The organism is Arthrobacter sp. NPDC057009 (genome assembly GCF_042673905.1).
GTDB lineage: Bacteria > Actinomycetota > Actinomycetes > Actinomycetales > Micrococcaceae > Arthrobacter.
Window position 1 is genome coordinate 122,507 of record NZ_JBHUSB010000001.1, and the last position, 22,585, is coordinate 145,091.

17 protein-coding genes and 1 tRNA gene are annotated in these 22,585 nt (G+C 65.4%); 1 reads left to right on the forward strand and 17 read right to left on the reverse strand.

The genetic code is table 11. The annotated features are described in order from the left end of the window. Nucleotides 1-86: 86 nt before the first annotated feature. From ACFTR6_RS00605 to ilvD, 17 genes are all read right to left on the reverse strand, one after another. A tRNA-Gln gene (locus ACFTR6_RS00605) sits at nt 87-158 on the reverse strand. Between the two features lie 163 nt (nt 159-321). Continuing rightward, the gene (locus ACFTR6_RS00610; protein WP_377956540.1) at nt 322-1,074 is read right to left on the reverse strand and encodes an HAD family hydrolase; all 753 of its coding nucleotides are present in this window, start codon (nt 1,072-1,074) and stop codon (nt 322-324) included. Beyond that, complete coding sequence (gene gltX / locus ACFTR6_RS00615; RefSeq protein WP_377956541.1) at nt 1,074-2,585, reverse strand: glutamate--tRNA ligase; 1,512 nt, start codon at nt 2,583-2,585, stop codon at nt 1,074-1,076. Before gltX ends, ACFTR6_RS00610 begins: the two co-directional genes overlap by 1 nt. Before the next feature lie 55 nt (nt 2,586-2,640). Then, the gene (locus ACFTR6_RS00620; protein ID WP_076802170.1) at nt 2,641-3,417 is read right to left on the reverse strand and encodes a fumarylacetoacetate hydrolase family protein; all 777 of its coding nucleotides are present in this window, start codon (nt 3,415-3,417) and stop codon (nt 2,641-2,643) included. Nucleotides 3,418-3,435: 18 nt separating this feature from the next. Continuing rightward, nucleotides 3,436-4,233, reverse strand: coding sequence for an MBL fold metallo-hydrolase (locus ACFTR6_RS00625; RefSeq protein ID WP_377956542.1), 798 nt, complete (start codon nt 4,231-4,233; stop codon nt 3,436-3,438). 136 nt (nt 4,234-4,369) lie between these two features. After that, nucleotides 4,370-5,482: a branched-chain amino acid aminotransferase gene (locus ACFTR6_RS00630; RefSeq protein WP_377956543.1), complete on the reverse strand. Its 1,113-nt coding sequence runs from the start codon at nt 5,480-5,482 to the stop codon at nt 4,370-4,372. Nucleotides 5,483-5,582: 100 nt separating this feature from the next. Continuing rightward, nucleotides 5,583-6,635, reverse strand: a complete 1,053-nt coding sequence (locus ACFTR6_RS00635) for a 3-isopropylmalate dehydrogenase (protein WP_076802164.1) — start codon at nt 6,633-6,635, stop codon at nt 5,583-5,585. Nucleotides 6,636-6,710: 75 nt separating this feature from the next. Beyond that, nucleotides 6,711-7,478, reverse strand: coding sequence for a class F sortase (locus ACFTR6_RS00640; protein ID WP_377956544.1), 768 nt, complete (start codon nt 7,476-7,478; stop codon nt 6,711-6,713). Between the two features lie 73 nt (nt 7,479-7,551). Then, a complete protein-coding gene (locus ACFTR6_RS00645) occupies nt 7,552-8,229 on the reverse strand; it encodes a hypothetical protein (protein WP_377956545.1) in 678 nt (225 codons plus the stop codon). Nucleotides 8,230-8,585: 356 nt separating this feature from the next. Next, entirely contained in the window at nt 8,586-10,145 is a 1,560-nt protein-coding gene (gene metG / locus ACFTR6_RS00650) for a methionine--tRNA ligase (protein ID WP_076802157.1), read from the reverse strand. A gap of 35 nt (nt 10,146-10,180) precedes the next feature. Beyond that, nucleotides 10,181-10,936 carry an ABC transporter ATP-binding protein gene (locus tag ACFTR6_RS00655; RefSeq protein WP_087872964.1) on the reverse strand — a complete coding sequence of 252 codons (756 nt, stop codon included), beginning with the start codon at nt 10,934-10,936 and terminating at the stop codon, nt 10,181-10,183. Further along, nucleotides 10,933-13,728: an ABC transporter permease gene (locus ACFTR6_RS00660; protein WP_377956546.1), complete on the reverse strand. Its 2,796-nt coding sequence runs from the start codon at nt 13,726-13,728 to the stop codon at nt 10,933-10,935. The genes ACFTR6_RS00655 and ACFTR6_RS00660 overlap by 4 nt, the downstream gene beginning before the upstream one ends. A gap of 229 nt (nt 13,729-13,957) precedes the next feature. Beyond that, nucleotides 13,958-15,547 carry a phosphoglycerate dehydrogenase gene (gene serA / locus ACFTR6_RS00665; RefSeq protein ID WP_377956547.1) on the reverse strand — a complete coding sequence of 530 codons (1,590 nt, stop codon included), beginning with the start codon at nt 15,545-15,547 and terminating at the stop codon, nt 13,958-13,960. Nucleotides 15,548-15,664: 117 nt separating this feature from the next. Beyond that, nucleotides 15,665-16,690: a ketol-acid reductoisomerase gene (gene ilvC, locus ACFTR6_RS00670; protein WP_076802149.1), complete on the reverse strand. Its 1,026-nt coding sequence runs from the start codon at nt 16,688-16,690 to the stop codon at nt 15,665-15,667. An 86-nt stretch (nt 16,691-16,776) separates the two neighbouring features. Continuing rightward, nucleotides 16,777-17,289, reverse strand: a complete 513-nt coding sequence (gene ilvN, locus ACFTR6_RS00675; RefSeq protein WP_076802147.1) for an acetolactate synthase small subunit — start codon at nt 17,287-17,289, stop codon at nt 16,777-16,779. Between the two features lie 2 nt (nt 17,290-17,291). Next, nucleotides 17,292-19,193 carry an acetolactate synthase large subunit gene (locus tag ACFTR6_RS00680; RefSeq protein ID WP_076802144.1) on the reverse strand — a complete coding sequence of 634 codons (1,902 nt, stop codon included), beginning with the start codon at nt 19,191-19,193 and terminating at the stop codon, nt 17,292-17,294. A 387-nt stretch (nt 19,194-19,580) separates the two neighbouring features. Then, nucleotides 19,581-21,302 (reverse strand): dihydroxy-acid dehydratase, encoded by a 1,722-nt coding sequence (ilvD, locus tag ACFTR6_RS00685; RefSeq protein ID WP_377956548.1) that lies wholly within the window; start codon nt 21,300-21,302, stop codon nt 19,581-19,583. Between the two features lie 226 nt (nt 21,303-21,528). Here ilvD and ACFTR6_RS00690 point away from each other — a divergent pair, with 226 nt between their 5' ends. Further along, complete coding sequence (locus ACFTR6_RS00690; protein ID WP_377956549.1) at nt 21,529-22,569, forward strand: hypothetical protein; 1,041 nt, start codon at nt 21,529-21,531, stop codon at nt 22,567-22,569. Nucleotides 22,570-22,585: the final 16 nt, after the last annotated feature.

A 22,585-nucleotide genomic window follows, 5' to 3' on the forward strand; every position in this document is an offset into this window, starting at 1 on the left:
GTTTCACACATTTGGCTTTGTTCCAAATCGATGATTTTCGATTCGCAACACCTGAAATTCTTCGGAAAATCCGGAGAAATCCAGAGCTGGGATACCAGGACTCGAACCTAGAATGACGGTACCAGAAACCGTAGTGTTGCCAATTACACCATATCCCATTGGCACTTTCGGGCCGGTGGAAAGTCTTTATCTTTCGCTCCGTGCCCCTCAGCACGAGTAATTACTCTACCCGAGACTTTTGCGCCGCACAAATCGGCGGGCCGTTACCTGCGCCACACTTTCTGAACGCCTCAAGCGGGAGCAGGCAACGGACCCAACCGGCTAGCTGGAGTCGGCAGGCAGCGCCAGGAGTTCCAGCAGGGAGGCGACTTCCTGCCCCTGGAAACCAGGGGCCTGTTCCCCGCCGCGATTCAGCCAGATGCCCGACAGTCCTGCCGCCGTCGAGCCCTCAGCGTCCAGAAGCCGGTTGTCCCCGATATACAGGGTGGTGGCAGGAGTGCTGCCGATCAGCCGGACACCCTCGAGGTAGATGGCCGGGTCCGGCTTGGGAACACCCACTGTGTCCGTGCCCACGAGGAACCGGATCCGTTCCAGTCCGGCACTGTCCAGCTTTGCCCGCTGGTAGTCGTGCACATTGTTGCTCACCGCCCCGTAGGGAATGCCCGCCTGGTCCAAGGCGTCCAGAAGCGGCTCAACGTCCTCAAAGGCCCGCACATAGCTGGGCTGTAGCCGCGCATAGGTGCTGAGCCAGTTATGCGCTTCCTCCCCCTCGCCCATTTCCACGCCGAAGTGGCCCAGGGCCGCACGGCCCCGGAGCAGCCGCTGCTCATTGAAGGTCAGCTCGCCCGCGAGATAGCGGTCGTAGTAGTGGGTTGTCTCGTGCGTGAAGATCCGCCCCACCCTGTCCCACCCGGCCTGGTCCAGGCCGGGCAGGAGGTGTTCGCTGGCATCCCGCAGCGCCGTGGTCATGGCGTAGGCAAGGTCCACCAGCGTGTCGTCGATGTCGAACAGGACACCGCTGACCGTCCCAAGGGCGTGGGACAGGACGGCGGTTTCGGCTGCGGGGTGTGACATCAGCCGCGGAAAGCGCGCAGGCGCGCCAGGGACGAGTCCTTGCCCAGGATGACCATGGACTCAAAGAGCGGCGGGGAGATCCGGCGGCCGGAGATCGCAGTGCGCACTGGACCGAACGCAAGCCGCGGCTTGATACCCAGGTCCTCCACCAGCGCCTGCTTCAGGGCGGACTGGATGTTCTCTGCGTTCCAGTCGCTGATCGGTTCGAGGGCTGCCAGCGCCGCCTCGAGGACCTCGGTAACGTTCTCCGGCAGGCCCTTGCGGGCGTCGGCGGCGACGTCGATCTGGTCGTCGGACTTGAAGAGGAAAGCCAGCATCTCCGGAGCTTCGCCGAGCAGGGTGATCCGTTCCTGGACGAGCGGTGCGGCTTCGGTCAGGATCTCCTCCTGGCGGTCGGTGAGAATCTCCCCCACCAGGCCCTCGTGGCGGAGGTACGGGACCAGCCTTTCGCGGAAGACCGCGGGGTCCAGCAGCCGGACGTGCGTTCCGTTGATCGCTTCGGCCTTCTTGAGGTCGAAGCGGGCCGGGTTGGCCAGGACGTCGTGGATGTCGAAGTTCTTCACCAGCTGGTCCACCGTGAAGATGTCCTCGTCGGCGCTCAGGGACCAGCCCAACAGGGACAGGTAGTTCAGCAGGCCCTCGGGGATGAAGCCGCGTTCCCGGTGCAGGAACAAGCTCGATTCCGGATCGCGCTTGGACAGCTTCTTGTTGCCCTGGCCCATGACGTAGGGCAAGTGGCCGAACTCCGGCATGTACTCGGCCACGCCCACCGCATACAGCGCCCGGTACAGGGCGATCTGGCGCGGCGTGGAGCTCAGCAGGTCCTCGCCGCGGAGGACGTGGGTGATGCCCATGAGGGCATCGTCCACCGGGTTGACCAGGGTGTACAGCGGTGCGCCGTTGGCCCGCACCACGGCGAAGTCCGGCACAGAGCCGGCCTTGAACGTGATCTCGCCCCGGACCAGGTCGGTGAACGTGATGTCCTCGTCCGGCATCCTCAGCCGCAGCACCGCTTCCCGGCCCTCGGCCTTGAAGGCAGCGACCTGTTCCTCGTTGAGGTCGCGGTCAAAGCCGTCGTAGCCCAGCTTGGGGTCCCGGCCGGCGGCCCGGTGGCGCGCTTCGATCTCGTCAGGGGTCGAGTAGGACTCGTAGATGTGGCCGCCTGCCCGAAGCTTGGCGATGACATCCTGGTACAGCTCGCTCCGCTGCGACTGGCGGTACGGTTCGTGCGGCCCGCCCACCTCGACGCCCTCGTCCCAGTCGATGCCGAGCCACTTCAGGGCGTCCAGCAGCTGGTGGTAGCTTTCCTCGCTGTCGCGCGCCGAATCGGTGTCCTCGATGCGGAAAATCATCTTGCCGCCTGTGTGGCGGGCATAGGCCCAGTTGAACAGCGCCGTGCGGATCAGCCCGACGTGCGGGGTGCCCGTGGGAGACGGGCAGAAGCGGACGCGGACGGGCGTTTCGGCGGTGACGGCAGGGATGGCAGCAGGAGCGGCGGAGGGGGTAGTCATAGTGATACCAACTTTACCAACCGGCCACCCCTGCGCCGTCCCCGGCTGGGTACGGCTAGCGGCGGACCACGGGGTTCGACAAACGGCCGATTCCCTCGATCTCCACTTCGTACCGGTCGCCGGCCTGGACGAGGCCGACTCCCGCCGGCGTGCCGGTCATGATGACGTCGCCGGGCAGCAGCGTGAACGCGCTGGAGACGATGGAGACCAGTTCGCGGACGCCGCGGATCATCTGGGTGGTGCTGCCGTCCTGGCGAAGTTCACCGTTGAGCCGGCCCTTGATGGACAGGTCCTCCGGATCGAGGTCGGTTTCGATCCATGGTCCCAGGGGCGCGGACGTGTCGAAGCCCTTGGCGCGGGCCCACTGGAGGTCGGTTTTCTGCACGTCGCGGGCGGTGAGGTCGTTGCCGCAGGTGTATCCGAAGATGACGTCGTCCACTCGGTCTTCCGGCACGTCCTTGCAGATGCGGCCGATGACGACGCACAACTCCGCCTCGAAGGAGACCTCCTCGGAGAACTCGGGCAGCACGACGGGATCGTTCGGGCCAACCACGGACGTGTTGGGCTTCAGGAACAGCAGCGGCTGCTGGGGCACCTCATTGCCGAGCTCGTGGGCGTGCTCCACAAAGTTCCGGCCCACGCCGATGACCTTGCTGCGCGGAATGATGGGCGCCAGCAGGCGGACATCCTCCAGCTTGTGCCGCACCGAAGTGCGTTCCACGCCGTTGAAGAACGGGTCGCCGTTGATGACAGTGATTTCCTCACTGCCGGGCTGGCCTTCAACAACGCCGTAAAGGGGATCAGAATCGACTACAAACCGGGCAATACGCATGGCCCCAAGCCTACAGTCTCAGCCTCGCCCACTCAGGAAGCGAAGGTACTGTAGCTGTGCCGCCACGGAATTCTCTGCGGCGCGCCGCACGGAAGGGTCGACGTCGGCATAGACAACGCTGGTGACCTCGCCCACTCCGGCGTCAGTACCGAGGCCGGCGAGAGCCGAGCGGATCTGCGCCAGCCGGTCCAGCCGATGGTCCCGGTAGGCGCGGACCACTGCGTCGAGGGCGGGCAGGACAGGGCCGTGGGCAGGCAGGACCGTGGCGGGCCCCAGCCGCTCCAGCCGGTCGAGTGAGGCGAGGTAGTCGGCCAGCGTGCCGTCCGGGTGGTCCAGGACGGTGGTTCCCCGGCCCAAGATGGTGTCACCGGTCAGCACGGAACCGGCAGGTCCGTCGTGGGGAAGGTGGAAGCAGACGGAGTCCGAGGTATGCCCGGGGGTGGAAACCACCCGGATCTCGGTTCCGCCGGCGGCGATGGTCTCCCCCGCCTGCAGCGTGCTTCCCCCATGGCAGTGCTCGCGTGCGGCGGCCCGGACGGGCGCGCCGGTGATTTCTGCAAGGCGGGCCGAACCGGCGGTGTGGTCCGCGTGCCGGTGCGTGACCAGGATGAGCTCCACCGGCCCGGCTGCCGCCAGCGCCTGGAGATGGTTTTCGTCCAGGGGACCAGGATCAACCACCACCACTGCCCCATGGCGAGGTTCCCCGACGACGTAGGAGTTGGTCCCCTCCAGGCTCATCGGGCCCGGATTGGGCGCCAGGCGGAAACGCGTCAGCTGGCTGCTGCGGGTAAATGCAGTGGAGATGTCCTGATTCACAGGTTTCATTCTGTCACCCGGCACCACCGGATACAGCCAGACAAAATGGCACAAGAACGACGGCGGGCGGCCGGTGAGCTGCCAAAACAGCCCAGCCAGCCACCCGCCGTCGTTCTACAACCGCTCGCTAAAAGCCTCAGGCGAGCCGGGTCAGCCAGCCGTGGGTGTCTGCGACGGCCCCGGTCTGGATGCCGAGCAGCTGCTGGCGGATCGCCATGGTGGTCTCGCCGGCCTTCGCATCCTCCGAACCGATGAACTCGGTGGCATCCTTCAGCACGCCGATGGGCGTGATGACGGCCGCGGTACCGCAGGCAAACACCTCGGCGATGTCGCCGGAGGCAACGCCGTCGCGCCATTCGTCCAGGGTGATCTTCCGCTCCGTGACCTCACGGCCCATGTCCTTGGCAACCTGGATGATCGACGAGCGGGTCACCCCTTCGAGAATGGTGCCGCTGAGCGCGGGCGTCACCAGCGAGCCGTCCTTCATGACGAAGAAGACGTTCATTCCGCCCAGCTCCTCAACGGCGTTGTCATTGAACTGGTCCAGGAACAGCACCTGCTTGCAGCCGTTGGCCTCGGCTTCCTGCTGGGCGATGAGCGAGGCAGCGTAGTTGCCGCCGCACTTCGCGGCACCCGTGCCGCCCCGGCCAGCACGGGCGTACTCGCGGGAGATCCAGATGGAGATCGGCTTCAGTTCCCCGCCGAAGTAGTTCCCGGCCGGCGAGGCAATGACGCGGAAGGACACCTCACGGGCCGCCCGCACGCCCAGGAACGCCTCCGTGGCGATCATGAACGGGCGCAGGTACAGGGCCTCGCCGTCGCCGGACGGAACCCATTCCTTGTCCACCGCGACCAGTTCGCGGATGGCGCCCAGGAAGTATTCGGCCGGGAGTTCCGGAAGCGCCAGGCGGCGGGCGGACTTGTTCATCCGGGCGGCGTTGGCCTCCGGCCGGAAGCTCCAGATGGAACCGTCGGCGTGGCGGTAGGCCTTCAGCCCCTCGAAGATCTCCTGCCCGTAGTGCAGCACCGCGGCGGACGGGTCCAGCATGATGGGCCCGTAGGCCTCGATCCGGGCATCATGCCATCCGCCCTGGCCGCTGGCGTCGACCGTGTAGTCAACAATCGCAGTGTGGTCGGTGAAGTGGTCGCCAAAGCCTGGGTTCGCCAGGATGGCTGCACGCTCTTCAGCAGACTTCGGGGTGGCCGAGAGCTGCTGGGTGAATTCGACGCCATGGGCAGTCTGAGTCATGGTTCCTCCACGGTCGGCTGCCTGGCATCTGAAGGTGGTTCAGCGTCGGACCACGGCAGCGATTGGTAATTCAGGTCAAGCTTACGCCTGCTGGCGGAGGCTAAACGGCCGCTGCGATGGCATCACCAATGGCGCTTGTGCTGCGCACTTCACCGTTGCGGCTTTCGACGTCGGCCACCACCGCGGACTCGATCCGCCGGGCAGCGTCGGAGTAGCCCAGGTGGTCCAGCAGGAGGGCTGCGGACAGGATCGCGGCGGTGGGGTCGGCCTTCTGCTGGCCGGCAATATCCGGTGCGGAGCCGTGGACGGGCTCGAACATGGACGGGGCGGTGCGGTCCATGTTGATGTTGCCCGAGGCTGCCAGGCCGATGCCTCCGGTGACGGCGGCAGCAAGGTCCGTGATGATGTCGCCGAACAGGTTGTCGGTGACAATGACATCAAAGCGGGCCGGATCAGTAACCATGAAGATCGTCGCGGCATCGATGTGCAGGTAGTCGTGGGTGACCTCGGGGAATTCCTTGGCCACAGCCTCGACAGTGCGCTTCCACAGGTGGCCGGCAAACACCAGCACGTTGTGCTTGTGGACCAGGGTCAGCTTCTTGCGCGGGCGCTCGTTGGCCCGGCGGAATGCATCGCGGACAACACGCTCCACGCCGTGGGCGGTGTTAAGGGAAACCTCGGTGGCCACTTCGTGCGGCGTGCCGCCGCGGAGGGTACCGCCGTTGCCCACGTAGGGTCCTTCGGTGCCTTCACGGACGACGATGAAATCGATGTTGCCGGGCTCGGCCAGCGGGCTGCCCACCGTGCCGTAAAGCCGGGACGGACGCAGATTGACGTAGTGGTCCAGGCTGAAGCGCAGCTTGAGAAGCAGCTCGCGTTCAATGAGCCCGGACGGAATGCGGGTATCCCCGGGCGCCGCGCCGATGGCACCGAAAAGGATGGCGTCGCGCGTCTTCAGGTCCTCCAGGACAGCATCCGGAAGGGTCTCGCCGGTCTCGAGCCAGTGCCGGGCACCGAGCTCGTAGTGGGTCTGCTCCAGGGTGACCCCCTCGGCGGCCACGACCTTTTCGAGAACCTTCAGGGCTTCGGCGGTGACCTCCGGGCCAATGCCGTCGCCCGGAATGACAGCAAGATTGATGGTAGATGCGCTCATACTTTCAGCGTAGCCAAACCATCCACATTCTGGTCAAAGCGTCTCATTATTCAGACAACAGGAATGGTGGGCGCTTCATTTGGCCCGCACCGGTGACGCGACCACCGCCACGTTCTTGCCCCAGAGGTCCTGCGTGTAGCAGCTGATCAGCACGAGGCGGTTCGGAACAACAGACCAAATCGGACTGTCCTTCAAGGTGGACTTCGTATAGGTCGTGACTGAGTCCACTCTGTAGGAAAGTTTGGCTTTGGCGGTTACAACGGTGAATACATCCCCCGGGACTGCCGCTGCGCTGAGGTGGTTAAAGGGGGCGTCCTGGCCCTCCCAGCTGTGCCCGATGACGTAGGTCGTGTTGACGGAGCCGACGCCGGGCTGGCCGTACGGTGTGAGCCAGTAGCCGTCCATGGTCTCCGGGGGCACTATGGACCGGCTGTCCATATCTCCACTGCCGGGTTTCAGCGGGTGCACCACCACATCCATGCCGGCAGCAGGATAAATAATCCGCTGCGGAGGCGCAGCTGTTATGGCCTTTGGAGCCGGTGATGGCTTCGGTGCCGCGGGTTTTGCAGCAACGGCGGATTTTGCGGGAACGGGCGCCTTGGTGGTCCCTGCCAGCGCGCCTGCCTTCGGAATCTCGGTTGGGGCCCCGGCAGGTGTGTAGCGGACCACCGGTGCGTCCACGGCGGAAGCGGATGATGGGCTGATACCCCCGGCGCCATAGATGAGCCAGGCGGTCAGGATCCCAAGACAGCAGAACGACAGCACAAGGAGGTCCACATAGCTGAGCAGCAGCCGTCGGCTGCCCCCGCGTTCGGTCTCGCTGCTCCGGCGATGCCTGCCCATGGCCCCTCCTTTGCCGGGAATCGGATAGGAAGGCGCCACGCCCAGCAACGTGGCACCCTCAAACCGCTACCAGTCAGCTGCCAAGGTTCCTGGCCCGGGCACCGCCCCGCGCGAGGATAACGCCGGACAGGCCCGCAAAGAGGGCCGTCAAAGTGGCCAGCCAAGCTGGAATCCCGCTTTCTGTTCCCCCGCCTGCGGCCGTTTGCACGTTATATCCCTCGTTGATCGCCGCCGGAGCTGCAACGGGCGCCGCTGCAACCGGCGCCGCCGCTGCAGGGGCCGCCACGGCTGGCTTTGCAACGGGCTTCACCACTGGTGCTGCGGGTACCACGGCCGCCGGGGGTGCTACCGCCGGAGGAGCGACAGCAGGAGGCTGCTCCTCTGCCGGGGGCTGTTCGGCCGGCGGCTCTTCGGCCGGCGGCTCTTCGGCGGGCGGCTCCTCATTCGGCGGCGTTTCGTTGTCTGGGTAGCATTCCCCCTGATGGCCGACGCCGTTCCCGTTGCCGCCGTTCCCGGCGTTACCGTTCCCGTAGCCGCCGTTCCCGTTTCCGTTCCCGTTTCCGTTCCCGTTTCCGCCGTTCCCGTTCTCGGCAGCCCGCTCATTGACATCGATCTCAAAGGCCGGGTTCGATTCAGAGCCCGTGTGGTGGCAGACCGTGACCTGCCCGTTGTCCGGCGTAGCAATAGCCGGAATTGTGGTGCCCACGAGTCCCAGACCCACAAGCCCCACCGCCGCGATAGTTCGTCTCATTTCGTGTACCTCCATACCGCTGGACCAAACTGACGGGATCGTTCGCGGCATTCCGTCTCAACGAACCACTGGCTGAAGACACCAAACGGTGGAAGAGAGAGCGATGAATACTTCCGAAAATGCCGGCAGTCTGCTTGCAATCTCAGGGTAGGGTTCGGTCCTGCGGCAGTCCCGAGTAGTCACTACGCCTTATTCTGAGGCCTTCTACTTGGTGGTATCGGCCCCGTAGCCCGGTTGTACCTAGAACTACTTGGATAGGCGGCGTGGGGATGGCATCAAAAAAATCCCCCGTGCCATGGGTGGAACCATGGCACGGGGGATCAGCCGGCAGCGGCACGCCGCCGGGAAAATCACGGTCAGGCTTCCGCGGGCTCCTCGTACTTCGGGAACACCGGCGCGGGGGCGGGCAGGTCGGTGCCCGCGGTGATCGGCGTCCCAATGGCCGAGAACTCCCGGGCTTCCCCCTCCGGCTGGCCGAGGTACCCAAGAAGGGCGGCAGTGGCCGTGGGCATGACGGGCTGGGCGAGGATCGACACGATGCGGAGCACTTCCAGGGTCACGTACAGCACCGTCTGCATGCGTTCGACGTCGGTCTTCCGCAGCACCCACGGTGCCTGCTCGGCGAAGTACGCGTTGGTGTCGCCCAGCACCGTCCAGATCGCCTCGAGGGCGCGGCTGAACTCCTGCTTTTCGAACGCGGCGCGTGCCTGCTCCAGGAGGGCATTGGCCTGGCCCAGGATAGCTGTGTCAGCGTCGGTAAACGCGCCGGGCACAGGTACGCGGCCTTCGCAGTTCTTGGCCACCATGGACAGTGAGCGCTGCGCCAGGTTTCCGAAGTTGTTCGCCAGGTCGGAGTTCATCCGGCCGACGATCGCTTCATGGTTGTAGCTGCCGTCGGCGCCGAACGGGACCTCGCGCAGGAAGAAGAAGCGGACCTGGTCCAGGCCGTACTGCGCCACGAAGTCTTCCGGGGCAACGACGTTGCCCAGGGACTTGGACATTTTGACCCCGTTGTTATGCAGGAAGCCGTGGATCATGATGCGCTTGGGCAGTTCGAGCCCGGCGCTCATGAGGAAGGCCGGCCAGTAGATGGCATGGAAGCGCGAGATGTCCTTGCCGATGACGTGGACGTCGGCCGGCCAGTACCTCTTGAACTGCTCCGATTCGACGTCCGGGTAACCCGCGCCCGTGAGGTAGTTGGTCAGTGCGTCGACCCACACATACATGACGTGCTTTTCGTCGCCGGGAACGGGCACGCCCCAGTCGAACGTGGTGCGGCTGATGGAAAGGTCCTCGAGGCCGCGCCGGACAAAGCTGATGACCTCGTTGAACCGGGACTGCGGCGCGCCGAACTCCGGCTGTGCCTCGTACAGGGCCAGCAGCTTGTCCTGGTAGGCGGACAGCCGGAAGAAGTAGCTTTCCTCGGCGGTCCAGGTGACCGGGGTGTCGGTCTCCTTGGTATACCGTGCCCCGTCCTCCTTGACCACGGTGTCGTCTTCACCGTAGTAGGCCTCGTCCCGCACGGAGTACCAGCCCTCGTACTTGGACAGGTAGATGTCCCCGTTGGCTTCCATCTTCTTCCAGATGGCCTGGGAGGCGGTGTAGTGGTCAGCGTCCGTGGTGCGGATGAACCGGTCGTAGGTGATGCCGAGGGCGGCGTGGGCGGCCTTGTATATTTCGGCGTTCCGGTCCACCAGTTCCTTGGGCGAGATGCCTTCCTTCTCGGCCGTCTGCGCAATCTTCAGACCGTGTTCGTCGGTGCCGGTCAGGAACTTCACGTCGTAGCCGTCGAGCCGCTTGAACCGGGCCATTGCATCCGTGGCGATGTACTCGTAGGCGTGGCCGATGTGCGGCACGCCGTTCGGGTAGGTGATGGCCGTAGTGATGTAGAAGGGGCTCTTGTCTGAGGAAGTCACGGGCAGAACATTACCTTTAGTGCGGAGGAATGGATCTAGATCAGTTCGGTCAGCGTATCGCTCAGCCGGACCAGTTCGTGGTCATGTGACGCCACGAGGACTGCGATGCCGTCGGACGTGGTGTCCTTCAGGATGCTGATAATGCGGTTGGCGGAGGCCCGGTCCAGGCTCGCCGTCGGCTCATCCACCACCAGGACGCGGGTCCCCAGGATCAGGGCGCGGGCGATGGCGACGCGCTGGCGTTCACCGCCGGAGAGCTGCTCGGGGCGGTGCCGCATGCGGCGTCCCAGGCCCACGAGGTCCAGCAGGTCCTTGGCCATCTCGCGCCGCTGCTCCACCTCGCCGTCCGGAACCGCCGGGAGGAGCACGTTTTCGAGCGCGCTCATGCCGTCAATCAGGGCGCCGCCCTGGTCGACGTAGCCGATCAGGGCCCGGCGGCGGTCGGCGATCTCGTCGTCGGACATGGTCTCGAGGGAATCGCCCTCCCACAGCACCCGGCCCGACGTCGGCAGGGTCAGGCCTGCGCCGACGGTCAGGATACTGGTCTTGCCCGAGCCGCTTCGGCCGGCCACGCAGTGCATCTCCCCCGCGTTGAGGGTCAGGTCAAAACCTTCGACGACGCTGACGGCTTCAGACCCGTTCTTGCCCCCGCCGTAGCGGATGGTGATGTTGCTCAGCTCCAGCGGGGTGGCGTGGTCCGCTTCCTTGACAATGGTGTTGGCCCGGGTCTGGACCGGGGTTTCAGCCTCATTGTTCCCGCGCACGCGGCGAAGGTTCAGGTCGTTACTCATTTGACCACTTTCGTTGCAATCGGAATCCAGCAGAGAACAGCCACGAGCCCGGCCACGGCGGCCCACAACGCGGCGTAGGGGGCAAGAACAAGGCCGATGCCCAGGGCACCGAGAATACCCAGCGGCACGGCGACCGCTCCCACCAGGGCGTTTTCGAACAAGCGGACCTGGCCCAGCATGTCGGGGTTCCAGCCCATCGCCTGCAGCGTTCCGAGGTACCGCCGCTTGGCCTTCAGCTCAAAGCGCCCGGTCACCAGTGTGAGCAGGAGCCCCACTGCCACGCCGGACAATCCAAGGATGATGCTGGGCAGGGCAACGCTGGCGGCGGCCAGGCCGCTGAGGGCACTGGCGCCGGCGGCACGCGGAATGTCGATCAGCAGGGCGATCAGCCCGCCGACGGCCGAGGCGAACACGCCGACGGCGACAGCCAGCGAGATGGCGTTGAACCGGTGCGTGCTGAGCTGGCGGTTCGCGAAGGTCAGCGGCGAGTCGACGGCAATGAGCTTTTCGTCGTGCTGCGGCTCCTGGCTGACCACTTCGCGGTGGCGCAGCTGCTGGGCGGCGAAGAAGGCCGCGCCCAGGTAAAGGGCCAGCACGGACGCCGAGACGATGGCGGTTGCGATGTTCCAGCTCAGGAGGCTGAGCACGATGCCGGCCACGGCCAGCAGCCCGGCGCCGACGGCGAACTCCTCCAGCACCCAGGACCGGATGCGGCGCTGGGTCCAGCCCATGGCCCGGAGGGTGCCGGCTTCGCTGCGGCGCAGCCGCACGTAGCTGACGGTCGAGGCACCGGTCAGCAGCGCGGCGCCGCACAGGGTGATGAACAGCAGCGTCAGGTTGGTCGCCGTCAGGGAGCCGGCCACGGCGTCGGCCGCGTTCTGCCTGACCCACGACTGCTGGACTGTTCCGAGCGCGGACTCCTTGCCGGCGTCGTCCTTGGAGTAGCCGGGAACGAAGATGTTGGCGTCTTCACGGGCAGAACCGGCCACAACGGTGGCTTCCAGTCCCATCTCCCGGATTTCCGCGGCGAGCTTGTCCACCTCAGGCTGGACCTGCTTCCAGCTGCCGGCGGCGCTGGCACGGACGCGCACAGCGTCGATGACAGAGGCATTCTTCTCGTAGCCGCGGGCAGCAGCAAGGCCGTAGTAGTCCGTGATCGCGCCGGCCGACTGGCTGACGAGCCCGGTGGCGCTCAGGGAAGGCTTGAGCGTGGTGTCGTCAACATCCTTGCCCTGTGCGTCCTTGGTCAGGGTCATGGGCGCGGGGTCGTAACCGCCGAGCGGGAGCCGGTTGACATCGCCGGCCGCAGCCTGGACAGCGGCCGGATCGAAGGTGCCGTAGACCATGGCGAGCGGCGTGGCCAGCTTCTTGCCCGTTTCGAGGTTCTCCCGGTAGGAGCGCTCGTCCACGGGGTTGCGCTGGGTCTGGTCCACGGCTTCCCCGGTGACGCTCTTCTCGGGCAGGCGGTTCACGGTGACCCACTCACCCGGGGTGGCGGTCTTGTCCTCGGCACCGTTGCCGGCAGTCGATCCGTCCTTGTACTTGGGAGCGGCGGCGAAGTTGGTGCTCCAGGTGGCGGGGCTGTAGAGGCCGCGGCTAAAGGCTGCCGAGTTGCCGAGCAGCTCGGAATAGTCGGTGGATCCGGGCCAGGACAGCGCGAAGGGCGACTTGGAGACGAAGGGCAGGTAGTCCTTGTCCAGGGAGCGCTCTGCCGTGCCGACTTCCTTGACCACGTTTCCGGAGTCGTCGATTTCCTCGATTTTCACCGAGTACTTCAGGTCAACAGAGGTGCCGGAACGGACGATCAGCGGGATGGCCTGGGAGTCCTCGGTGAGCTGGCCGTTGCGCTTGGCCTGCTGGTACTGGGTCATGATGGGGGCCCAGTACTTGAGCTTGACGCCGAGGAAGTCCGGACCCTCCTCGAGTTCCTTCATGCCAATGCCGGTGGTGAAGAGGCTCTCCAGGTGCTGGCCCACCGCCTCGGCGCTGCGGGCATCCGCCGGCGGCGCCTTTTCCAGCGGGGCCAGGAAGTCACCGGCGCCGCCCAGCAGGGCGCGTTCGGAAACGGGGTCGACCGCGACCACGGATTCCGTGACCTCCGGTGCCATGGGCAGCGCAACGGTGAGGTTGAAGAGGTTGTGCTCGGAGCCTCCGGCCGGCGCCGGGAACTTGATGCCGGTTTCGCCTTCGGGGCCGGCGATCTGGACGCTGTTGCCGCCCTCCACCTGCTGCTCCACGAGCTTGCCCTTGCCGAGCGTGCCCTCGGCGGTGGACTTGAACAGGGTGTGTTCGGAGGAACCGTCGGAGCTCGTGGCGCTGGCCGTCAGGCGGTACTTCTTCGGGGTGTCGCTGAGCACGGACTGGGCTTCGGGCCATTTGCTGGGGTCGGTGCCCCCGGACTGGCCGGCGGTCGCCGTGCCGACGAGGCCCGCGTTGAAGCCCAGGTAGTCCATGGCCTCCAGCCGGGGGGTCTCGAGGTTCTGCGTCACGCGCGAGACCAGGCTGATGGGGGCAGCAACGGAGGTGCCGGAGAGGTCCCGGATCTTCTGCAGCTGGTCGAAGCTGATGCCGCCCTGGCCCGTGGCAATCTCGGGCTGCATGAGCGTGCCGTCCGAGCCGGCCTTGGCCTGGACCAGGATGTCGTAGAGCCCGCGCGAGTTCTGGTCCACGGTCCGGTTCAGCGCAGCCTGCGACTGGGTCTGGACGAGGACGGAGAGGCACATGGCGAAGATCAGAATGGCAGCGGTCAGCAGCAGCACTTTGCTTCTGATGAACCTCTGGACGGCGTTCATTGGGCTCCCTGAAACCTGGATTGCGTGCGCACGCCACTATGACCAGAAAGTGGAGGTGTCCCTTGAGGGCGTGCAAAAAGTATTGGCCGGCCTGCCGGCTGGATCCTTGAATTCGAACCTAGCCATTGTACGCAGACCGGCCAATCATACTTGGCCGGGGTGAACTCCAGGGGACGTGGAGTTCACCCCGCGTTAGGACCCTGGTCCCTGCGGACCAGTTCTTCGGGGACTAGTCCTCGAGGTCCACTTCGCGCACCATCTCGGCACCGATGCCGGCCTTGATGGCGTCCAGCACCTGCTGCGGGACGGAGCTATCGATGGTGAGCAGCGCCAGGACCTGGCCGCCCTCCGCGTTCCGTGCCACCTGCATGCCGCCGATGTTGATGTTGTTCATGCCCAGGATGTGGCCGATCGTGCCGATGACGCCCGGACGGTCCGCGTAGGAGACCACAACCAGGTGCTCGCTGACTGGAATCTCGACGTCGTAGCCGTTCACGCCGACGAGCTTCTGGACCTGCTTGGGTCCGGTCAGGGTACCGGAAACGGAGATCTGGGCTCCGTCGCTCAGGGCGCCGCGCAGGGTCAGGACGTTGCGGTAGTCCTCGGCTTCAGGGGTGGTGATGAGCCGGACGTTGATGCCGCGCTGCTCAGCGATCACCGGGGCGTTGACGTAGGACACCTGCTCGGTGACGACGTCGGCGAAGATCCCCTTGAGAGCGGCCAGTTCCAGGACCTTGACGTCAAGCGCGGCGATCTCGCCGGCAACCTCGACGTCGATCTGGGTCACGGAGGCGTGGGTCAGCGCCGTGAAGATGCGGCCCAGCTTCTCGATCAGCGGGATGCCCGGGCGGACGTCGGGGGCGATCACGCCGCCGGCGACGTTCACGGCATCCGGAACCAGTTCCCCGGCGAGGGCGAGGCGGACGGACTTCGCGACGGAGACGCCGGCCTTTTCCTGTGCCTCGTCGGTGGACGCGCCCAGGTGCGGGGTGACCACAACGTTGTCCAGCTTGAAGAACGGCAGGTCCGTACTGGGCTCCTGGACGAAGACGTCCACGGCGGCGCCGGCGATCTGACGGTCCTGCAGCGCGGTGTACAGGGCTTCCTCGTCCACGAGGCCGCCGCGGGCAACGTTAACGACGTAAGCCGTGTCCTTCATCTTCCTGAAGGCGTCGGCGCCCAGCATGCCAACCGTCTCCGGCGTCTTGGGCATGTGGATGGTGATGAAGTCAGACTGCGCCAGCAGTTCGTCGAGCGTGACGAGCTTCACGCCGAGCTGCGCGGCGCGGGCGGAGGTGATGTAGGGGTCGTACGCGAGGATCTCGGTGTCGAAGCCCTGCAGGCGGGCGGCGACCAGGGCGCCGATGCGGCCCAGGCCGATAATGCCGATCTTCTTCTCGAACAGTTCGATGCCCGTGTACTTGGAGCGCTTCCATTCGCCGTCCTTCAGGGCGGCGCTGGCCTGCGGGATGTGGCGGGCCAGGCTCAGGATGTGGCCCACAGTCAGTTCCGCGGCAGACACGATGTTCGACGTCGGGGCGTTGACCACCATGACGCCGGCCTGGGTGGCGGCTTTGATGTCCACGTTGTCCAGCCCGACGCCGGCACGGGCGATGACCTTCAGGTTCTTCGCGGCGGCAATGGCCTCGGCGTCCACCTTGGTGGCGGAGCGGACCAGGATGGCGTCAACGTCCCCGATGGCAGAAAGCAGCTGGGAACGATCGGCGCCGTCGGTCTGGCGGATTTCAAAGTCCGGGCCAAGCGCCTCGATGGTGGCGGGCGAAAGTTCTTCGGCAAGCAGTACTACGGGTTTTGACACAGCTGATCCTCTGCGTTGAAGTCCTGGGGGTAAATAAAGTCTAGGCGTAGGGAAAGGCCGGGCTCACATTGTTAAGTGTGAACCCGGCCTCACTGTCACGCTGAAAGGGGGGCAGCCTTAGCGGGCTGCAGAGCCTTCGACGTAGTCCTGGTCCTGCTGCTGCCAGGAGAACAGGGAGCGCAGTTCGCGGCCAACGCCCTCGATCGGGTGCTGCTCAGCCTTGGCGCGCAGTTCCTTGAACTCGACGGCGCCGTTGTCCTGGTCTTCGATGAAGCGCTTGGCGAAGGCACCGGACTGGACGTCTGCGAGGACGGCCTTCATGTTTTCCTTCACCTCGGGGGTGATGACGCGCGGGCCGGAGACGTAGTCGCCGTACTCGGCGGTGTCGGAGACGCTCCAGCGCTGCTTGGCGATGCCGCCTTCCCACATGAGGTCAACGATGAGCTTGAGCTCGTGCAGCACCTCGAAGTAGGCGATCTGCGGCTGGTAGCCGGCCTCGGTCAGGGTCTCGAAGCCGTACTGGATCAGCTGGGACACGCCGCCGCAGAGGACAGCCTGCTCGCCGAAGAGGTCGGTTTCGGTCTCTTCGGTGAAGGTGGTCTTAATGACACCGGCGCGGGTGCCGCCGATGGCCTTGGCGTAGGACTTGGCCAGTTCCCAGGCGGAACCGGAGGCGTCCTGCTCCACAGCGATGATGTCCGGGATGCCGCGGCCGGCTTCGAATTCGCGGCGGACCGTGTGGCCCGGAGCCTTCGGGGCGACCAGGATGACGTCAACGCCTTCCGGTGCCTCAATGTAGCCGAAGCGGATGTTGAAGCCGTGCGCGAAGGCGAGGGCCTTGCCCGGGGTCAGCTTGTCCTTGATGGAGTCGTTGAAGATCGAGCGCTGGTGCTGGTCCGGTGCCAGGATCATGATGACGTCGGCCCATTCGGCGGCGTCGGCAACGTTCTTGACCTGGAAGCCCGCGTCCTCAGCCTTGGCGGTGGACTTGGAGCCTTCCTGGAGGGCGATAACAACCTCGACGCCGGAGTCGCGCAGGTTCAGTGCGTGGGCGTGGCCCTGGGATCCGTAGCCGACAATGGCAACCTTGCGACCCTGGATGATCGACAGGTCTGCGTCGTCGTCGTAAAACATTTCAGTCACTTGCGTAACTCCTCTTGAGTGGATTTTTTGTAGATGTGTGTCTTTGGTGCTGCGTTTCCGGGCGATGCCCCCGCCTAGGCTGTGCCTTACGCGGAGCGTAGCGCCCGATCACTCATGGAGCGGGATCCCCGTCCAACGGCCAAGGTGCCGGACTGCACAATTTCGCGGATACCGAAGGGCTCCAGCACTGAGAGCAGTGCCGTGAGTTTTTCGGGATGGCCAGTTGCTTCAATGACCAGCGAGTCTGTGGAGACGTCGACCACTGAAGCGCGGAACAGGTCTGCAGCCTGGGTCACCTGCAGACGAGTTGCGGCATCCGCACGTACCTTGACCAGGATGTGGTCGCGCTGTACGGAAGATTCGGAAGTAAGTTCAACAATCTTGATCACGTTGACCAGCTTGTTCAACTGCTTGGTGACCTGTTCGATCAGGTCACCGTCGGCGTCGACGACGACGGTCATCCGGGAGATGCCCGGAACTTCCGTCGGGCCGACGGCCAGGGAATTGATGTTGAAGGCACGGCGGGCGAAAAGGCTGGCCACGCGGGTCAGCACACCGGGCTTGTCTTCGACCAGAACGGACAGTGTGTGGCGGCTCATGATCAGTCCTCCTCTTCCCATTCCGGGGTCATGTTGCGGGCAACCTGGATCTGGTCGTTGCTGACTCCGGCGGGCACCATCGGCCACACCATGGAGTCGGGGCTGACCACGAAGTCGATGACCACGGGGCGGTCATTGATTTCCAGCGCCTTCTGGATTGTTGCGTCGATGTCCTCGTCCCGCTCGCACCGGAAGGACGCGCAGCCGTAGGCCTCGCCGAGCTTGACGAAGTCCGGGATCCGGATGGTCTCGTGGCCGGTGTTCAGGTCCGTGTTGGAGTAGCGGCCCTCGTAGAAGAGGGTCTGCCACTGCCGCACCATGCCCAGCGAGGAGTTGTTGATGACGGCAACCTTGATGGGGATGTTGTTGATGGCACAGGTGGCCAGTTCCTGGTTGGTCATCTGGAAGCAGCCGTCGCCGTCGATGGCCCAGACCACGCGGTCCGGCTCCCCCACCTTGGCACCCATGGCAGCCGGAACGGCGTAGCCCATGGTGCCGGCACCGCCGGAGTTCAGCCAGGCGTGCGGGCGCTCGTACTTGATGAACTGCGCCGCCCACATCTGGTGCTGGCCAACGCCTGCCACGTACACACCCTCCGGCCCGGTCAGGGCGCCGATGCGCTCAATGACGCGCTGCGGGGCGGTCAGGCCATCCTCGGGTTCGGTCCAGCCCAGCGGGTAGGTTTCCTTCAGGTTGTTCAGGAACGCCCACCAGTTCGTCAGGTCCGGGGTTCCGGAGGCGCCGAACTGGGTCCGGACAGCTTCCGTCAGTTCCGGAATGATCTCCTTCACGGAGCCAACGATGGGAACGTCGGCGGTGCGGTTCTTGGAGATTTCCGCGGGGTCGATGTCGGCGTGGATGACCTTGGCGTTCGGCGCGAAGGTCTTCAGGACGCCGGTGACGCGGTCGTCAAAGCGCGCGCCCAGGGTAATCAGCAGGTCAGCCTGCTGCAGGGCCGTCACGGCCGAGACGGTGCCGTGCATTCCGGGCATGCCCACATGCTGCGGGTGCGAGTCCGGGAAGACACCGCGGGCCATGAGGGTCGTGACCACGGGGGCACCGGTGAGTTCTGCCAGCTCGCGGAGTTCGGCTGAGGCGTGGGCCTTGACCACACCGCCGCCCACGTACAGGACAGGCTTGCTGGCGGCCGAGATCAGCTTGGCGGCCTCGCGGACCTGCTTGTTGTGGCCGCGGACCACGGGCCGGTAGCCCGGCAGGTCGATCTTGGGCGGCCAGGAGAAGGTCATCTGCCCCTGCTGGGCGTCCTTGGCAACGTCAACGAGGACCGGGCCGGGCCGTCCGGTCGAGGCCAGGTGGAAGGCCTCGGCCATGACGTGGGGAATGTCGTTGGCGTCCGTCACCAGGAACGAGTGCTTGGTGATGGGCATGGTGATGCCCACGATGTCGGCTTCCTGAAAGGCGTCGGTGCCGATCACGCCGCTGGAAACCTGGCCGGTAATGGCCACGAGCGGAACGGAGTCCATGTGCGCATCCATGATGGCGGTGACGAGGTTGGTGGCACCCGGGCCCGAGGTGGCGATGCAGACGCCCACCCGGCCGGTGACCATGGCATAGCCTTGCGCGGCGTGGCCGGCTCCCTGTTCGTGACGGACCAGAACGTGGTTCATTTTGGAGGCCATCAAGGGGTCGTAGGTGGGCAGGATCGCGCCACCGGGCAAACCGAAAATATCGTCGACGCCGAGTTCTTCGAGCGAACGGACAATTGCTTCTGAGCCGGTCATCACCGTCGGGGGTACGACGTTGTTCGGCCCAAGGACAGGAGAGGCGGCTGCAGCAGTGTCGACGCCGGCATCAGCCGGCTTGTCGACGCGTTCCGGAGCCTTGGGGGCTCCAGCGGACTTTGAAGCCATCAGCGAGGGGCTGATGGGCGATCCTTTGCTCATCGAACTCTTCCTTAGTGGATCTTGAATTGGTGTTGTGCTTGGAAAACTGAACGTTCCGTCCCGCCCGGAAAATAAAAAAACCCCTCAGCCTGGCGGCTCTTCGAGGGGTTGCGCGTGACAGTTCGTTACCAGTCGGGCTATGGAGCCACGCGCTTGGTAAGTACGACGACTGCATTTGCAGCGGCGCGGCTGGTAACGAGTGCGATCATGCGTTCAGTTTTCCCTCTAAGTGAGATAGGTGTCAACGAAGGTTAACGCTATCTCACCATATGGACATCATTGTCCATTTTTCGGGAAGCTCCCACCCCAAGCGCGCGGCGCAGGCGCCGTGTGTTCAGGGCCCCTTGGAGCATCCCTTATTAAGCCTGGTTACCCAGGCCTAAAAAATCACCCGCAGTAGGCGCCCGTGCTGGCGCTGTGGACCAGCTTGGCGTACTTGGCCAGCACACCCTTGGTGAACTTGGCCGGCAGCGGCGCCCAGCCTTCCTTGCGGGCTTCGAGTTCTGCATCGTCAACGAGCAGGTCGAAGGTGCGTGCTGCGATGTCCACGCGGATCCGGTCGCCGTCCTTGACGAAGGCGATGGGGCCGCCGTCGACCGCTTCGGGCGCAACGTGACCAATGCACAGGCCGGTGGTTCCGCCAGAGAATCGGCCATCGGTGAGCAACAGGACGTCCTTGCCCAGTCCGGCGCCCTTGATGGCACCGGTGATGGCGAGCATCTCGCGCATGCCCGGACCGCCCTTGGGGCCTTCGTAGCGGATCACCACGACGTCACCCTTCTGGATCTCGCCGTTGTCCAGCGCGTCCAGCGCGCCCTGTTCACGCTCGAACACGCGGGCGCTGCCTTCGAAGACGTCGGCGTCGAAGCCGGCGCTCTTCACCACGGCGCCCTCGGGGGCGAGCGAGCCGTGCAGGATGGTGATGCCGCCGGTCTTGTGGATCGGGTTGTCCAGCGCGCGAAGGATCTTGCCGTCGACGTCCGGCGGGTTGATGGCCTCGAGGTTTTCGGAGACCGTTTTGCCCGTGACGGTGAGGCAGTCCCCGTGCAGCAGGCCGGCGTCGAGCAGCGCCTTCATGATCACCGGTACTCCGCCGATCTTGTCGACGTCGGTCATGACGTAGCGGCCGAACGGCTTCAGGTCGCCCAGGTGCGGGATCTTGTCCCCGATGCGGTTGAAGTCGTCCAGGCTCAGTTCGACCTCTGCCTCGCGGGCGATGGCCAGCAGGTGCAGGACAGCGTTGGTGGATCCGCCGAAGGCCATGGTGACGGCGATTGCATTCTCGAAGGCCTTCTTGGTCATGATGTCGCGCGCCGTGATGCCGTTGCGCAGCAGGTTGACCACTGCCTCGCCGGACTTGCGCGCGAATTCATCACGGCGGCGGTCCGCCGAGGGCGGGGCTGCCGACCCGGGCAGGGACATGCCGAGGGCCTCACCGATGCAGGCCATGGTGTTGGCCGTGTACATGCCGCCGCAGGCGCCTTCGCCGGGACAGATCGCCTTTTCGATACGGGTGAGGTCTTCCATGCTCATCTTGCCGGCAGCGCATGCACCGACCGCCTCGAACGCATCGATGAGGGTGACTTCCTTTTCGGAGCCGTCCTCCAGCTTGACCCAGCCCGGCATGATGGAGCCGGCGTACAGGAAGACGCTGGCAAGGTTCAGGCGCGCGGCTGCCATGAGCATGCCCGGAAGGGACTTGTCGCAGCCTGCCAGCAGCACGGAGCCGTCGATGCGCTCTGCCTGCATGACGGTTTCCACGGAGTCGGCGATGACTTCGCGGGAGACCAGGGAGAAGTGCATGCCCTCGTGGCCCATGGAGATGCCGTCGGACACGGAGATGGTGCCGAACTGCATCGGGAACCCGCCGCCGGCGTGGACGCCTTCCTTGGCGCCCTGGGCGAGCCGGTTCAGGGAGAGGTTGCAGGGAGTGATTTCGTTCCAGGAACTCGCGACGCCGATTTGCGGCTTGGCGAAGTCATCGTCCCCCATGCCGACAGCCCGGAACATTCCGCGTGCCGGAGCCGCGTGAATGCCGTCAGTGACAACCCGGCTCCGGGGCTTAATGTCAGGCTTGGTGGCGGTTTCAGTCAGGGCGTCCTCACTCATGGGTCAAAGTCTATGACTCCTCAAGGACCGCCAACGACCGGAAGCGGCCCCTTTTGCCCAATTTCCAGAAAAAACTGGCCCAAATAGTGGACTCACGTCTCATCATATGAGACGTGAGGACCGTCTTCCGTAGCCAAAACCGGCTCTGACAAGCCTAGACAGCCCTATTGACACCGACGTACCGTCAAGCAACGGCAACCTAGCGTGACGGATGAAAGGCTGTGCTATGGAGTGGATTATCTGGGTCATTGTCATCGTTTTGATCATCGCCGTCGTTTGGTGGCTGTTGAACCGGACCTCGCGGGGAACGGCAGCGGACGCGGCACGGAACGAACAGCTGGCCTCCCCGGCGGAAAGCACTTCCGCAGGATCGACCCGGACGGAAGGGGCGCCGTCCGCTGCCGCAGCAGCGGCGGGGCCGCCGTCGAACATCACCCGCACCGTTCCGGAGACCGGCCGTCTTGCCGAACCGGACGCCGGGCCGGCAGCGGCGGAAGCCGCACCGCTGGCCTCCCGCCCCTCCCCCGCACCGGCGCGCCGGGAGCCCGAGGATGTGGAACCGGACATCGAATCCTGGGAAGCCGCCACCGCCCGCCCCTCGGCGCCGTCCGCCGGGCGGGACGTTGATGACTGGGACGACGACGGGGACAAGGCCGAATGGGATGCCCAGTGGTCAGAGGCCGGCAGCTCCAGCCAGACTGGCATCTCCGGCGGGCACGGCGCGCCACGTGCTGCCCAGCCTGCCACGGAACGGCCCGCCCAGCCGGCCGCCCCGACGCACCACGCCGAGTACACCGACCCCCACGCCCCCACCCTGCCGGGCGCCGAATCTGCAGCGGCCGAATCCCTGGATGCTGAGGCCGAAACCCAGCAGCGGATTGAGTCGTCCGCTGCCACCGAGGCAGGTGCCAGCCATGTGGCCCAGCCCCGCCAGGAAGCCCATCCGCGCCACGAACCGCAGCCTCATCATCTGGAACAGGGCTTCGGCTCGGAGCGGGGCTTCGGCGAACAGCCCATCCATCGGGAACAGGTCGCCCCGGTAAGTGCACCAGCCGCCGGGGCTGAGCCCTACGGTGAAGGTTCAGCCGCCCCGGCCGCAGACGGCAGCGCCCCCGAGGGATACACCGTCAAGGGCGACGTCAGTGCCATGACCTATTACGACGAAGACAGCTCCGGCTACGCGGACGCCAAGGCGGAGGTCTGGTTCCTGTCCGTGGCGCATGCCGAGGCAGCGGGATTCCGGGCGCCGCGCCGGACCCGGCGCTAGGGCCATGCGGCGGCAG